The organism is Mycobacterium sp. NGS56 (assembly GCF_059812425.1).
Genome location: NZ_JCALCQ010000001.1, coordinates 379,111 through 393,232, shown reverse-complemented (window position 1 = coordinate 393,232; position 14,122 = coordinate 379,111). Strand labels below are relative to the sequence as shown.

General features: G+C 68.1%; 13 protein-coding genes. 9 read left to right on the top strand and 4 right to left on the bottom strand.

Annotation, left to right across the window (positions count from 1 at the left end):
* The first annotated feature begins 50 nt into the window (after nt 1-50).
* Complete coding sequence (gene dapE, locus AC5Y4F_RS01805; protein WP_067935419.1) at nt 51-1,115, top strand: succinyl-diaminopimelate desuccinylase; 1,065 nt, start codon at nt 51-53, stop codon at nt 1,113-1,115.
* Here the strand turns inward: dapE and AC5Y4F_RS01800 are convergent.
* Complete coding sequence (locus AC5Y4F_RS01800; protein ID WP_499994837.1) at nt 1,112-3,238, bottom strand: AAA family ATPase; 2,127 nt, start codon at nt 3,236-3,238, stop codon at nt 1,112-1,114. The genes dapE and AC5Y4F_RS01800 overlap by 4 nt on opposite strands.
* A gap of 86 nt (nt 3,239-3,324) precedes the next feature.
* Between AC5Y4F_RS01800 and log the strand changes: the two genes are divergently transcribed.
* The 7 genes from log (at nt 3,325) to AC5Y4F_RS01765 (ending at nt 9,088) form a co-directional block, all read left to right on the top strand.
* Complete coding sequence (log, locus tag AC5Y4F_RS01795) at nt 3,325-3,888, top strand: cytokinin riboside 5'-monophosphate phosphoribohydrolase (protein ID WP_067935323.1); 564 nt, start codon at nt 3,325-3,327, stop codon at nt 3,886-3,888.
* Nucleotides 3,889-3,961: 73 nt separating this feature from the next.
* Nucleotides 3,962-5,746, top strand: coding sequence for a long-chain-acyl-CoA synthetase FadD6 (gene fadD6 / locus AC5Y4F_RS01790; RefSeq protein ID WP_067935326.1), 1,785 nt, complete (start codon nt 3,962-3,964; stop codon nt 5,744-5,746).
* 170 nt (nt 5,747-5,916) lie between these two features.
* Nucleotides 5,917-6,741: a dihydropteroate synthase gene (folP, locus tag AC5Y4F_RS01785; protein ID WP_067935421.1), complete on the top strand. Its 825-nt coding sequence runs from the start codon at nt 5,917-5,919 to the stop codon at nt 6,739-6,741.
* Nucleotides 6,738-7,754 (top strand): glucosyl-3-phosphoglycerate synthase, encoded by a 1,017-nt coding sequence (locus tag AC5Y4F_RS01780; RefSeq protein ID WP_499994836.1) that lies wholly within the window; start codon nt 6,738-6,740, stop codon nt 7,752-7,754. The genes folP and AC5Y4F_RS01780 overlap by 4 nt, the downstream gene beginning before the upstream one ends.
* A gap of 59 nt (nt 7,755-7,813) precedes the next feature.
* The gene (locus tag AC5Y4F_RS01775; protein WP_067935330.1) at nt 7,814-8,170 is read left to right on the top strand and encodes a DivIVA domain-containing protein; all 357 of its coding nucleotides are present in this window, start codon (nt 7,814-7,816) and stop codon (nt 8,168-8,170) included.
* The gene (locus AC5Y4F_RS01770; protein ID WP_499994833.1) at nt 8,167-8,748 is read left to right on the top strand and encodes a DNA-3-methyladenine glycosylase I; all 582 of its coding nucleotides are present in this window, start codon (nt 8,167-8,169) and stop codon (nt 8,746-8,748) included. Before AC5Y4F_RS01775 ends, AC5Y4F_RS01770 begins: the two co-directional genes overlap by 4 nt.
* Before the next feature lie 166 nt (nt 8,749-8,914).
* Nucleotides 8,915-9,088 carry a DUF3117 domain-containing protein gene (locus AC5Y4F_RS01765; protein ID WP_066995255.1) on the top strand — a complete coding sequence of 58 codons (174 nt, stop codon included), beginning with the start codon at nt 8,915-8,917 and terminating at the stop codon, nt 9,086-9,088.
* A gap of 29 nt (nt 9,089-9,117) precedes the next feature.
* On the opposite strand, the gene glgA is transcribed toward AC5Y4F_RS01765, so the two are convergent.
* A complete protein-coding gene (glgA, locus tag AC5Y4F_RS01760) occupies nt 9,118-10,290 on the bottom strand; it encodes a glycogen synthase (protein WP_067935336.1) in 1,173 nt (390 codons plus the stop codon).
* A gap of 169 nt (nt 10,291-10,459) precedes the next feature.
* On the opposite strand from glgA, the gene glgC reads away from it, so the two are divergent.
* Complete coding sequence (glgC, locus tag AC5Y4F_RS01755; protein ID WP_499994829.1) at nt 10,460-11,674, top strand: glucose-1-phosphate adenylyltransferase; 1,215 nt, start codon at nt 10,460-10,462, stop codon at nt 11,672-11,674.
* Nucleotides 11,675-11,718: 44 nt separating this feature from the next.
* Here the strand turns inward: glgC and AC5Y4F_RS01750 are convergent, their stop codons facing one another.
* The gene (locus tag AC5Y4F_RS01750) at nt 11,719-13,410 is read right to left on the bottom strand and encodes a CocE/NonD family hydrolase (RefSeq protein WP_067935343.1); all 1,692 of its coding nucleotides are present in this window, start codon (nt 13,408-13,410) and stop codon (nt 11,719-11,721) included.
* Between the two features lie 29 nt (nt 13,411-13,439).
* Nucleotides 13,440-14,114 (bottom strand): methyltransferase family protein, encoded by a 675-nt coding sequence (locus AC5Y4F_RS01745; RefSeq protein ID WP_067935346.1) that lies wholly within the window; start codon nt 14,112-14,114, stop codon nt 13,440-13,442.
* Between the last annotated feature and the right edge of the window lie 8 nt (nt 14,115-14,122).

Genomic DNA, 14,122 nt, shown 5'->3' with positions numbered 1-14,122 from the left:
CCCGCTGCGCCCGGCGGGGCCGCGCTTGCGATCGCCACTACCCTGAGACCGTGTTGGACTTACGCGGGGATCCGATCGCGCTGACCGCGGCGCTGGTGGACATCCCCAGCGAATCGCGGGACGAGGCGCGGCTGGCCGACGAGGTCGAGGCCGCGCTGCGGTCACAAACCTTCGGGTTCGAGATCATCCGCAACGGCAACGCCGTGCTGGCGCGCACGCACCACCGGCGGCCGTCGCGCGTGCTGCTGGCGGGCCACCTGGACACCGTCCCCGTGGCCGGAAACCTGCCCAGCCGCCGCGAGGGCGGCGACCTGTACGGCTGCGGCACGGCGGATATGAAATCCGGGGACGCGGTCTTCCTCCATCTCGCCGCCACGGTGGCCGACCCGGTGCACGATCTGACACTGGTGATGTACGACTGTGAGGAAATCGAGGCCGCGGCAAACGGATTGGGCCGCATCGAACGCGAGTTGCCGGACTGGCTGTCCGCCGACGTGGCGATCTTGGGCGAGCCCACCGGCGGCTACATCGAAGCAGGCTGCCAAGGCACCCTGCGCGTAGTGGTCAGCGCCAGCGGAACCCGTGCGCATTCGGCGCGAGCCTGGTTGGGAGACAACGCGATTCACAAGCTCGGCGCCGTGCTGGAGCGGCTGGCCGTCTACGAGCCACGCAGCGTCGACATCGACGGCTGCGTCTATCGTGAAGGCCTGTCGGCCGTGCGCATCGACGGCGGCGTGGCGGGCAACGTCATTCCCGACGCGGCCGCGGTGACGATCAACTTCCGTTTCGCCCCCGACCGGTCGCTCCCCGACGCGCTGCAACACGTGCACGACGTGCTCGCCGGGCTCGACGTGCACATCGAGCAGACCGATGCGGCGGCCGGCGCGCTGCCCGGCCTGTCCCAACCCGCCGCCAAAGCGCTGATCGAAGCGGCGGGCGGAAACGTCCGGGCCAAGTACGGCTGGACCGACGTGGCGCGCTTCGCCGCACTGGGCATACCGGCGGTCAACTTCGGGCCCGGTGATCCCAACCTGGCGCACAAGCGTGACGAGCGGGTCGCGGTCGCCAACGTCACCGCCGCGGTGGACGTGCTGCGCGGCTACCTGAGCGGCTAAGCCTTTCCGGCCCCGCACCGCTGCGCCTGCGCGGCGGCGTCGGCGGCGGCCGCGTGCATGCCGATCGACGTTAACTCGTCCGACACCGCCCGCAAACCGGCGTCATCGCCCGCAGCCAGCGCGCGGGCATGGGCTAGTGCGATTCTGCCTACAACACAATCGATCTCGTCACAGAGCCGAGCCAGAGGATCTACCGCCCGGCCGTCCCCCAGCCGCACGGCTTCGTGCCAGACGCGCACCGCCACGCCCCGCTGCCCACCGCGTTCGGCCGTCCGGGCGGCGTCACGCGCGGCGGCGACCGCGCCATGCGCGTCCCGCACCAGGGCCAGCCGCCATGCCCGCGCCACACCGAGCTCCGGTGTGAACAGGGCCGACTTGGTGCCGTGCCGGGATTCGGCCCTGCTCAATGCCTTTGCTGCGGCGGCGGTGTCACCCTGCTTGGCCAGCGCGGTGGCCAGCAGTGTCAGTGACAGCGGCCCCCATGAATAACCGGTGCGCTCCAGGGTGGCGGACGCCGGGGCCAATATTGCTGCGGCAGCGGCAAATTCGCCGCCAGCGATCAGCACGTGAGCCAACAATACCTCACCGATTGCGCGACCCGGTTGTTGCAATTCGGCGAAGTCGGTGAACTGCTGAGCGAGCTGGCGGGCTTGGTCAGGGTGGCCGGCCATCAACAGCGCGGTGGTCTGACCCAGCCCGATGGTGAAGCGCAACAGCCCGGGATGTTCGGCGGCCAGGGCGCGCTGTGCCAGCGGCTCGACGTCCTCGAATCGACCCTCGCGCGCCGCGCACAATGCGGCCGCGCTGGCCGCCCATGCCACCGCCTGGTCATCGGCCGCCGGCGACGCGAGGACGTCGGAGGAGACCTTAACGGCGTGCCTGACGTTGCCGGCGTTCATCGCGAAGGTCGCGCTGAGCGCGTCGAGGGTGGTCCGCGGTCCGGCGTCGGTGACCCGGTTGCGCACGGTCCGCAGGAACGCGGTGGCGCGCTCCGGTTCGCTCAGCATCCAGAACTGGTTCGCCGCCCGCAGCAGGGCCCAGTCCATCAGCGCCGCCTCGGTCAACGCGGTGGAGTCGACGTCGGCCAGCACCGAATCGGCCTCGCGGCCACGGCCCTGCCACGCCAGGGCATGCGCCAGCGCGAGCCGCGCAACCAACCCGCCGGAACGCTGCAGCGCCGATCGGGCCAGCCGTTCGCCCAGCGCCAAATCGCCCAGCCGCAGCGCCTCTCGGGCGGCGGCGACGACGTCGGCCACCCGCGGGGAAGTGTCACTGTCCAGCGCCAGCAAAACCAGTCGCAACCGGTCACTGAGGTGCTCGGACCGACGCTGCGACAGCAGCTCGATGAGCTCGCTGCGTCGCTGCCGGGCCTCGTCGAGGTCGAGCGCGGCCCGCATCCGCTCGGCGAACAGCGGGTGGGCTGTATAGACGACCGGGTCGTCGGAGGACCCGCCGCGCGCCCGGGTCTCCGCAGCTCCCCACGTCACCGCCTCGGCCACCGCGCCGTCGCCGGCGAGCGCGGTCAACTCGGCGGCCGAAAGCGGCTCCGCGACGGCCAGATACTTCAGGACCAAGCGAGCCGTCTCAGGGAGCTCGGCGAGGAACGTGTCAATCTCCGCCGGCACGGTCGCCCCGCCCGGCGGCTCGATGTCGATCCGGGTGAGCAGGCCGTCGTTCCACAGCGCCGCGATCGCTTCGGGAGCGGCCTCGGCGCGGGCGGTGACGATGAGCCGTCCCGCACCATCGCGCGCCAACTGGTAGACGAGCGTCGCCGACAACACGTCCAAGTGTTGGGCGTCGTCGACGATCAGCAGCAGGTCGTCACCGCCCAGCGACGCCCGGGCGGCGCGCAATAGCGCGGCCGGCTTGCCGATGTCGGCGATCTGCACCAGATGACTGAAGGCCCCGAACGGGACCGTGCGTTCGGTCGGGGTGCCGGTGACCCAGCGGACGAGCGTGTTCGGGTGCTGATCGGTGAAACGCTCGGCGGCGAGCCGGGCCAGGGTGGATTTGCCGACGCCGTCGGGACCCAGCACCACCGCGCCCCGGCCCCCGTCGGCCAGTGCCGCATCCAACCGTTCTGAGGCCGTCGCATGTTGGGGGACGTTCCATCGAATCGGCACCGCCGAATTTTATGGTGCGTAGTCGGCCGGACGGCGAAAGCCCCAGATATGACGGCTGGTGTGCGGTTGGTCTACCTTTGGCGGATATGTCCGGCCAGCGCGATTCTCCAAGCGAATGGTCGGTGTGTGTGTATTGCGCGTCCGGCCCGCAGCACCCCGAATTGCTCGGAGTCGCTGCGGAACTCGGTGAGGCGATCGCCGAGCGCGGCTGGACGTTGGTGTGGGGTGGGGGCCGGGTATCGGCGATGGGCGCGGTGGCGAGCGCGGCGCGCGCCCGCGGCGGCCGGACCGTCGGCGTCATCCCCAAGATCTTGATGCGCCGTGAGGTTGCCGACGCGGACGCCGACGAGCTGATCGTCAGCGACACCGTGCACGAGCGCAAGCAGCTCATGGAGGAGCGCTCCGACGCGTTCGTCGTGCTGCCGGGTGGCCTTGGCACCCTCGACGAGCTGCTTGACGCATGGACGACGGCCTTCCTGGGTCTGCACGGCAAACCCATCGTGCTGCTGGATCCGTTCGGTCACTACGAAGGGCTGTGGACCTGGTTGTGCGGATTGCTGGATAACGGTTACATCTCCCAACTGGCGATGGACCGGTTGGTGCTGGTCGACAAGGTGGGTGCGGCGCTGGAAGCGTGCGCACCCGGCTGAGGCCGCCGACGGGTTTGCCTCCCTACTAGGCTGTCCGCCGAGCTTGACTTTGGAAACGAATCGAGGGGATCACGTGTCCGATCGTGATGGAGGAGCGCGCACGCCGGTCAAACTGACCGACATCGCAGTTCGGGCGCCGGCCGTGCTGGCCGACCTGCCGGTGATCGTGCGGGGCGCGATGACCGGGCTGCTGGCCCAGCCGGGCTCCAAGAAATCGATCGGCACGGTGTTCCAGGAGCGGGCCGCCCGCTACGGCGACCGGATCTTCCTGCGCATGGGCGATCAGAAACTGACGTACCGCGACGCCAACGCGGCCGCCAATCGGTACGCCGCCGTGCTGGCCGCGCGCGGTGTCGGGCAGGGCGATGTCGTGGCCATCATGCTGCGCAACTCGCCCAACACCGTGTTGGCCATGCTGGCGGCGGTCAAGTGCGGCGCCGTCGCCGGCATGCTCAACTACCACCAGCGCGGCGAGGTGCTCGCGCACAGCCTCGGCCTGCTGGACGCCAAGGTGCTCATCGCCGAGACCGATCTGGTCAGCGCAGTGGCCGAGTGCGGTGGCTCGGGCAGCACCGAGACGTTGACCGTCGAGGATCTCGAGCGGTTCGCGGTGAGCGCGTCGGCCACCAACCCCGCCTCGGCGGCGGCCGTGCACGCCAGGGACACCGCGTTCTACATTTTCACCTCGGGCACAACGGGATTCCCCAAGGCCAGCGTGATGACACATTTGCGATGGCTCAAGGCGCTGGCGGCGTTCGGCGGCATCGGGTTGCGGCTGAAGAGCTCCGACACCCTCTACTGTTGCCTGCCGCTGTACCACAACAACGCGCTGACGGTGGCGTTGTCGTCGGTGATCAACTCGGGGGCGACGCTGGCGCTGGGCAAGTCGTTCTCGGCGTCGAGGTTCTGGGACGAGGTGATCGCCAACGACGGCACCGCGTTCATCTACATCGGCGAGGTGTGCCGATACCTGCTCAACCAGCCGGCCAAGCCGACCGACCGTGCACACCAGGTGCGGGTGATCGCCGGAAACGGGCTGCGCCCGGAAATCTGGGACGAATTCACACAGCGATTCGGCATCGTCCGTGTCTGCGAGTTCTACGCCTCGAGCGAAGGCAACGCGGCGTTCATCAACGTCTTCAATGTGCCCCGTTCCACCGGTGTGTTCCCGATGCCGCTGGCCTACGTCGAGTACGACCCCGACACCGGCGCCCCCCTGCGCGGCGACGACGGGCGGGTCCGTCGCGTGCCGGCCGGTGAGCCCGGTTTGTTGCTCAGCCCGGTCAACCGGTTGCAGCCCTTCGACGGCTACACCGATAAGGAGTCCAGCGAGAAGAAGTTGGTGCGCAACGCCTTTCGTGAGGGTGACTGCTGGTTCAACACCGGCGATGTGATGAGCCCGCAGGGCATGGGCCACGCCGCGTTCGTCGACCGACTCGGCGACACTTTCCGGTGGAAGGGCGAGAACGTCGCCACCACGCAGGTCGAGGCGGCGCTGGCGTCCGACGACTCCGTCGAGGACTGCACCGTCTTCGGGGTCGAGGTTCCGCGCACGGGCGGCCGCGCCGGGATGGCCGCGGTCAAATTGCGCGGGGGCGCCGAGTTCGACGGGCAGTCGCTGGCCCGTGCCGTGTATGACCAGCTGCCCGCCTATGCGCTGCCGCTGTTCGTGCGGCTGGTGGATTCCATCGAGCAGACCACGACCTTCAAGAGCCGCAAGGTGGAGTTGCGCGAGCAGGGCTACGGTTCCGACGTCGAGGACCCGCTGTATGTGCTGGCCGGACGCGATGAGGGCTACGTGCCCTACTACGACGAGTACCCGGGCGAGATAGGCGAAGGCAAGCGGCCCAAGGGGTGAGTGCGCGCTGAGCTCATGGCGACCGCACGCCGCGACATCGCGCACTCGATCCCCGGGCCGCGCGGGCGGCGGCGACCGGGCACCATATACGTGTGCACTCGACATCGCCGGCGTCGGCCGGCCGTTCCACGCTGTGTGGCCGCCCGGTCGCAGGCGATCGTGCGCTGATCATGGCCATCATCAACCGCACCCCGGACTCGTTCTACGACAAGGGCGCGACCTTCAGCGACGACGCTGCCAGGGCGGCCGTGCACCAGGCCGTCGCCGACGGTGCCGATGTCATCGACGTCGGCGGTGTCAAGGCGGGCCCCGGTCAAGAGGTCGATGCCGACACCGAAATCGCCCGGCTGGTGCCCTTCATCGAATGGCTGCGCGACGCCTATCCGGATCAGCTGATCAGCGCCGATACCTGGCGTTCCGAGGTCGCCAAGGTGGCCTGCGCGGCCGGCGCGGATTTGATCAACGACACCTGGGGCGGCATCGACCCGGCGCTGCCGGAGGTGGCCGCCGAGTTCGGGGCCGGCCTGGTGTGTTCGCACACCGGCAACGCGCTGCCGCGCACGCGTCCCTTCCGCGTGAATTACGGAATCACCGTCCGCGGCGTGGTCGGCGACGTCATCGCCCAGGTCACCGCGGCTGCCGAGCGGGCGGTGGCGTGCGGAGTGGCCCGCGACCGGGTGCTGATCGACCCCACCCACGACTTCGGCAAGAACACCTTCCACGGGCTGCTGCTGTTGCGCCACGTGAGCGATCTTGTCGATACCGGGTGGCCGGTCCTCATGGCTTTGAGTAACAAGGACTTCGTCGGGGAGACTCTGGGTGTGGAATTGACCGAGCGGCTCGAGGGAACGTTGGCGGCCACCGCGCTGGCAGCCGCCGCCGGCGCGCGGATGTTTCGCGTACACCAGGTCGCGGCCACCCGCCGGGTGCTGGAAATGGTGGCCTCCATTCAGGGAACGCGCCCCCCGACGCGCTCGGTCAGGGGACTGGCATGACGACATCTGACCTGGTCACCGGCGATCTCGCCAACAACGGCATGCGCACCGCCCGGCCCGGTGACATCTGGCTGGCCAACCGCAGCTGGAGCCGGCCGAGCTGGACCATCGGCGAGCTGGAGGCCGCGAAGGCCGGGCGAACCATCTCGGTGGTGCTGCCCGCCCTCGACGAGGAAGAAACCATCGAGGCGGTGATCGAGAGCATCTCACCGCTGGTCGATGGACTGGTCGACGAGCTGATCGTGCTGGACTCCGGTTCGACCGACGAGACCGAGATCCGCGCCGTCGCTGCGGGCGCCCGCGTCGTCAGCCGCGAACAGGCGCTGCCCGAGGTGCCCATACGACCCGGCAAGGGCGAAGCATTGTGGCGGTCGCTGGCCGCCACCCGGGGCGACATCGTGGTGTTCGTCGACTCCGACCTGATCGATCCGCATCCGATGTTCGTGCCGTGGCTGGTCGCTCCGCTGCTCACCGATGACCGCATTCACCTGGTCAAAAGCTTCTATCGGAGGCCTTTTCGGGGCAGCGAGCTCGCCGACGTCGGCGACGTGGCCGCCGACACGAGTGCCACCGGCGGTGGGCGGGTGACCGAGTTGGTGGCCCGGCCGCTGCTTGCGGCTCTGCGGCCGGAACTGGGCTGTATGGTGCAGCCGCTCGGCGGCGAATACGCGGCGACCCGAGAGCTGCTGACGTCGGTTCCGTTCGCCCCGGGCTACGGCGTGGAGATCGGCCTGCTGGTGGACACCTTCGACCGGCTGGGGTTGGACGCGATCGCCCAGGCCAACCTGGGTGTCCGCGCGCACCGCAACCGGCCGCTGGCCGAGCTGGGCGTGATGAGCCGGCAGGTCATCGCGACGCTGCTGTCGCGCTGTGGGATCCCCGACTCCGGCGTCGGGCTGACGCAGTTCGTGGCCGACGGTCCCGGGGGCTCCGACTTCCAGGGCTACACCCAGCGCACCTCGGCGGTGTCGCTGGCGGACCGGCCGCCGATGCAGGCCATCAGGCCCCGGTAGGCCCGGCCGAGGTCACGCTGACCGCCGCGGTGTCGGTGGCATAGGGCAATATCGATCACGTGGCGTTGGTGTTGCTGTACCTGGTGGTCCTGGTGCTGGTGGCGATCGTCCTGTTCGGCGCGGCCAGCCTGTTGTTCGGTCGCGGCGAGCAACTGCCGCCCCTGCCGCGCGGGACGACGGCCACCATGCTTCCCGCGTTCGGGGTGACCGGGTCCGACGTCGACGCCGTCAAATTCACCCAAACCTTCCGCGGTTACAAGACCAGTGAGGTGGACTGGGTGTTGGATCGGCTCGCGCGTGAGCTCGAGGCGCTGCGCGGTCAGCTAGCCGCTGTGCCCGCGTCGCCAGCCGGGCCGGCGACCGAGGGCCAATCCGAGGAACCAGACGACGGCGAGGATCGTCAGGACTCAGTGTGAACAAGGACGAACTGGTTCGCTGCAGTTGGGCGACCGGGCGACCCGGCCCCGATTTCGAGCTCTATCGCGACTACCACGACCGCGAATGGGGCCAGCCGGTGCGCAACGGGGTTGCGTTGTTCGAGCGGATGAGTCTGGAGGCCTTTCAAAGTGGCCTGTCGTGGCTGATCATCCTGCGCAAAAGGGAGAACTTTCGGCGCGCGTTCGCCCGCTTCGACATCACCACGGTCGCTGAATACACCGACGCCGACGTGCGGCGGCTGATGGTGGACCAGGGAATTGTCCGCAACCGCGCCAAGATCGAGTCGACGATCGCCAACGCGCGCGCCGCCGCTGAACTGGGGACTCCGGAAGACCTGGCCGACCTGCTGTGGTCCTTTGCGCCGTCGCCGCGGTCACGGCCGGCCGACCCATCCGAAATCCCCTCGGCCACTGACGAATCGAAGGCCATGGCCCGTGAACTCAAGCGGCGCGGGTTCCGTTTCGTCGGCCCGACCACCGCCTATGCACTGATGCAGGCGACCGGGATGGTCGACGACCACATTCGCGATTGCTGGGTGCCGGCAACGGCCCGCTGAGCGCACAGATGTGGGTCTTTGTTCAAGTGGCGACCTGGATAGGGAACAATGGAGGGGTGATTAGGCAGTTCGATGTCGGGCATGGCTTGAAGTTCGCTGGCGGGGCATGCTCGGCGCCGACCAGGTCCGCACGGGCGGGCCAGCTCGAACCCGGAGGGAGCACTCGATGGCGGCGATGAAGCCCCGGACCGGAGACGGTCCTCTGGAAGCAACCAAGGAGGGGCGCGGCATCGTGATGCGAGTACCACTTGAGGGGGGCGGTCGACTTGTCGTCGAGCTGACGCCCGACGAAGCCGCCGCCCTCGGTGACGAACTCAAGGGCGTCACGAGCTCCACCTAGGGCCTGCCGCCGGACGGATAGCGGCGGCGCTACGCACACACCTTCCGATAGATCTCCAGGGTCTGCTCGGCGACGTGGGCCCAGGAGAACTCTTCGACGCAGCGCTGGCGTCCTGCCTTGCCGTAGCGCTGCGCTTTGTCGGGGTCGGCGATCAACTCATTGACCGCGTCGGCCAATCCGGCCTGGTAGCCCTGCGCGTCGTCGGGGTCGTAATGCACCAGCGTGCCGGTGACCCCGTCGGCGACCACCTCCGGGATCCCGCCGACATCGGATGCCACCACCGCCGTCGCGCAAGCCATCGCCTCCAAATTTACGATGCCTAACGGTTCGTAAACCGACGGGCATACGAAAACCGATGCCGCCGAGAGGATTTCGCGCAGATCCGCGATGGGCAGCATCTCCTGGATCCAGAAGACCCCGGTGCGGCTGCCGGCGAGAGCGGTCACGGCGTCGCGAATCTCGTCGGCGATCTCCGGGGTATCGGGAGCTCCGGCGCACAACACCACCTGCGCCTCCGGGCTGAACCGGTGGGCGGCCGCCACCAGGTGCGCCAGTCCCTTCTGCCGCGTGATCCTGCCCACGAACACCACTGTGGGCCGGACCGGATCGACGCCGAGTTCAGCCAGCATCGATCCGGTTTGCACCGGCCCGGCCGGGTACCAGACCTCGGTGTCGACACCGTTGCGGATGACGTGCACGGCGCTGGGATCCAGTGCGGGATAGACGCGCAGGACGTCCTCGCGCATCGCGGTGCTGACCGCGATGACGGCGTCCGCGGACAGCACCGCGGTCTGCTCGACCCAACTCGAGATCCGGTAACCCCCACCGAGTTGCTCGGCCTTCCATGGGCGCAGCGGCTCGAGCGAATGCGCAGTCAAGACGTGCGGGATGCCGTAGAGCAGCGCCGCCAGATGCCCGGCCATACCGGTGTACCAGGTGTGTGAATGCACCACGCTGGCCCCTGACGCGGCATCGGCCATCATCAAGTCGGCCGACAGGGTCGACACCGCCTGGTTGGCGCCCTGCAGCCGCGGGTCGGGCTCGTGCACGTGCACTCCACGGGCACCCGGGCGGGGTGCGCCCATGCAATGCACGTCAACCGCACACAGCCGGCGCAGCTGGGCGACGAGTTCGGTGACATGGACTCCCGCTCCGCCGTAGACCTCCGGTGGGTATTCGCGCGTCATCATCGCCACCCGCATACCCGAACGGTAGTTCGGCGACGGAGCCCACCGCGAGCCGGGTGCGGCACGCCGGGGGTGGTCTGCGCGGGCGTGCGCAGCCAAATACCTTGACGGACAGCCCCACAGAACCTCGCCAATCACCCCTTGCCCCTGGCAGCCCTTCGCCACGGCCGATAGGTTTGGAACCATGAGGGAAGCGCCACACGTGCTGGGCATCGTCCTGGCCGGCGGTGAGGGCAAGCGGCTGTACCCGCTGACGGCGGACCGCGCCAAGCCCGCAGTTCCCTTTGGTGGCGCCTACCGACTGATCGACTTCGTCCTGTCCAACCTCGTCAATGCTCGGTATCTGCGCATCTGTGTTCTCACTCAGTACAAGTCGCATTCACTCGACCGTCACATCTCGCAGAACTGGCGGTTGTCCGGCCTGGCCGGCGAGTACATCACCCCGGTGCCCGCGCAACAGCGACTGGGCCCCCGCTGGTACACCGGCTCGGCCGATGCGATCTACCAATCGCTCAATCTGATCTACGACGAAGACCCCGACTACATCGTTGTTTTCGGTGCCGACCACGTGTACCGGATGGACCCCGAGCAAATGGTCCGGTTCCACATCGACAGCGGCGCCGGCGCGACGGTGGCCGGCATCCGGGTACCGCGCAGCGAAGCCACCGCGTTCGGCTGCATCGACTCCGACGAGTCGGGCCGGATCCGCGAGTTCGTCGAGAAGCCACTGGATCCCCCGGGGACCCCGGACGACCCCGAGCAGACTTTCGTGTCGATGGGCAATTACATCTTCACCACCAAGGTGCTCATCGACGCGATCCGCGCGGACGCCGACGACGACCATTCCGATCACGACATGGGCGGTGACATCATCCCGCGCCTGGTCGACGACGGGATGGCCGCGGTGTACGACTTCAGCGACAACGAGGTGCCCGGCGCCACGGATCGTGACCGGGCCTACTGGCGGGACGTGGGAACGCTGGACGCGTTCTACGACGCGCACATGGACCTGGTGTCAGTGCATCCGGTGTTCAACCTGTACAACAAACGCTGGCCGATCCGCGGCGAGTCGGAGAACCTGGCACCGGCCAAATTCGTCAACGGTGGTTCCGCGCAGGAGTCGGTCGTGGGTGCGGGCAGCATCATCTCGGCGGCCTCGGTGCGCAATTCGGTGCTGTCGTCGAACGTGGTGGTCGACGACGGCGCGATCGTGGAGGGCAGCGTGATCATGCCCGGCGCCCGGGTCGGCCGCGGTGCGGTGGTTCGCCACGCGATCCTGGACAAGAACGTCGTTGTCGGGCCCGGCGAGATGGTGGGCGTGGATCTGGAAAGGGACCGGGAGCGCTTCGCGATCAGCGCAGGCGGTGTGGTTGCCGTGGGTAAGGGCGTCTGGATCTAGCGCAACGGTCGACGACGCGGCCGCTGAGACGTTGCGCCATCGGTCTACTCCGGAATCTCGGGGATCAGCAGGTGGGCTTCGCGCTCCGGACCCCAAAGCAAGGTGACGCGACCACGAGACGAGCCTTCGTACCACGCCGGAAACTGGCCCGTAAGTGGGTTTCTCGGAGACAACCATCGCCCGGCGACCACCAGCCGCAACTGTTCGCCGGCGCGGAACAGCGTCGCCGACGGGCCCAGCTCCACCTGCAGCGCGGCCGACTCGCCGGGCGAAAGTGGCCGTGGATCGGTGCCCTTGATGACGGGTTCGGCCGGCCGGGACAGCTCGGGGTCCAGGGCGCGCAGCGAAATTCGCTGCCAACCGGTGGTCACCCGGTCGCGGCCGTAACCATAGGACCCCTCGAAGCCGACGAACCGCCCATCACGCCACTTCTCCACACCGACGAACAAGTTCGCGTCGTCGCAGCCGCTCAGCTTGACCCACAGCCGGGCCACCATCGGCCCGGTCAGCTCGATGTCTTCGGGAACGGTCCAGGTGAAAGAGGCTGCATCGCAACGTGTTTTGAATGAGATGTGCCCGGGGGCCGCGGGCCGCTCGGGCGTCAGGGTGCCGTCTTCGCCTAGATACAGTGGGCGCCAATGCGTGCGGGCCAGCGGCCAGTCCGCCTCTTCGCGCACCGCGGCGACGGTGACGCGGTCCTCGCGTACTTCCAGGCGCACGCTGCGCGACGCCGTTGCGCCGTCCAACACCTCGCGAAAGAACTTCAGCTGCTCCGCAAGCGCGGCTTCGGAATAGAAGGTGCTCCACTTGCCATCGCGATGGGTGTAAAGCCGGGCGTGGGCAGAGCCGCCATGCACGAATGCCCGCATCGAACCGCGGCTGTGCAGGTTGTTGTCCGAGAAGCTGCCGCAGACCAGCATGGGTACCTTGATCGCCGACAGGTCGGGTGCCAGGGAGCGCCAGAACTCGTCGCGCTGCGGGTGGTCTTCCTGCATTTGGGCGATGTCGTAGCTCTGCCGCGTGTCGCGAGTGAGGTGGCGCGACCACAATCGGCTGAAGCCGATCTCGTGAACGCCGCCCGGAAACATCAGGTCGCGGTACGCATCGGTAAAGCCTTCCCACGGACAGATCGCCCGCAGCGCCGGCGGCTGCAGGGCGGCCACGGCGTACTGGCTGATGGCCAGGTAGGACACCCCGAGCATCACGACGTTGCCGTCGCTCCACGGCTGTTCGGCGATCCACTGAACCAGGTCGTAGGTGTCCTCGGCTTCTTGGCGGGACAGCAGATTGCCGGTGCCGTCGGAATGGCCGCAGCCGCGAGAGTCGGCGTTGACCACGACGAAGCCGTGCGCGGTCCACCATGCCGGATCCGGTGCCTCCCAACCGGTCAGGGCGGAGAAGGTCACGCGGTGTGGCTGACGGATCATGCGGTACTGCGCCGAGAATGTCGACTTGTTGCCGCGCCGGGTCGGCAAGTTGTCCTTGCCGTACGGGTGAATGCTCAAGATGACCGGACGGGGTGCGCCCATCGCGTCCTCGGGGCGAAAAACGTTGAGCCGCAGGACCGTTCCATCGCGCGTGGCAAAGGCCACGTCACGCTCGAACTGCAGGTCGGCGGGGGGATCGGTGACGGTGACCGGGGGTTTGACGACGCCGCGAATCCTGTTCAGCGCGTAGCGCAGCGCGCCGGGGCGACGCCACGGGCGATCCTGGGCCGGTGGCCGGTTGTGCCGCACGCCAATACCTTAAGCGGCTGATCCGGTGGCTACCAGATGTAGGGCACCAGCCGATAGCGCACGCGTTGGGTGTATTCCCGGTACCCGGATAGGTCTCGGGCGAGCAGCTTTTCTTCATCGACGATGCGTAGCGCGAGCGCCAGGGTGCCCGGGACGACGAAGAGCAAACCCCAGTAGGAGCCAAGCGCCAAGGGGATACCGGTCATCATGATCACATTTCCGACGTACATCGGGTGGCGCACGAACTTATAGAGTCCGTCTGAGGCGACTGTCTGGCCCGTTTCCACCGTGACCGTCGCGGCGGCATAGCCGTTTTGCACGATCACCAACATGGCGATGCCCAGACCCGTCGCCACGAGCACTTCGCCGAGCACTGACATCAGCGCAGGCACCGACGACCAGCCGAACCGATGATCGAGCGCGCTGAAGACCATCGTCGCGAAAAAACTCAGAAACGAGCCGGTGATGATGAACTTCTGTGCCTTGCGGGGTTCGGCCCGCGGGCCCGCACGCATGCGGCGTTGTAGGGCCGCGGGATTGGTCCGGGCCAGGTAGGCGGCGGGCACGATGGTGACCGCCGTGAACACGGCGACGAAGAGCCACGCCTGCCAGTAGTGCAGCGTGCCGGCCGGCACGAGGAGGATCAAGAGCAACGAGAGAATGCCCCACACGGAGGTCGCCGTTAGCCGTATCCCGGTCTTCATTCATCCTC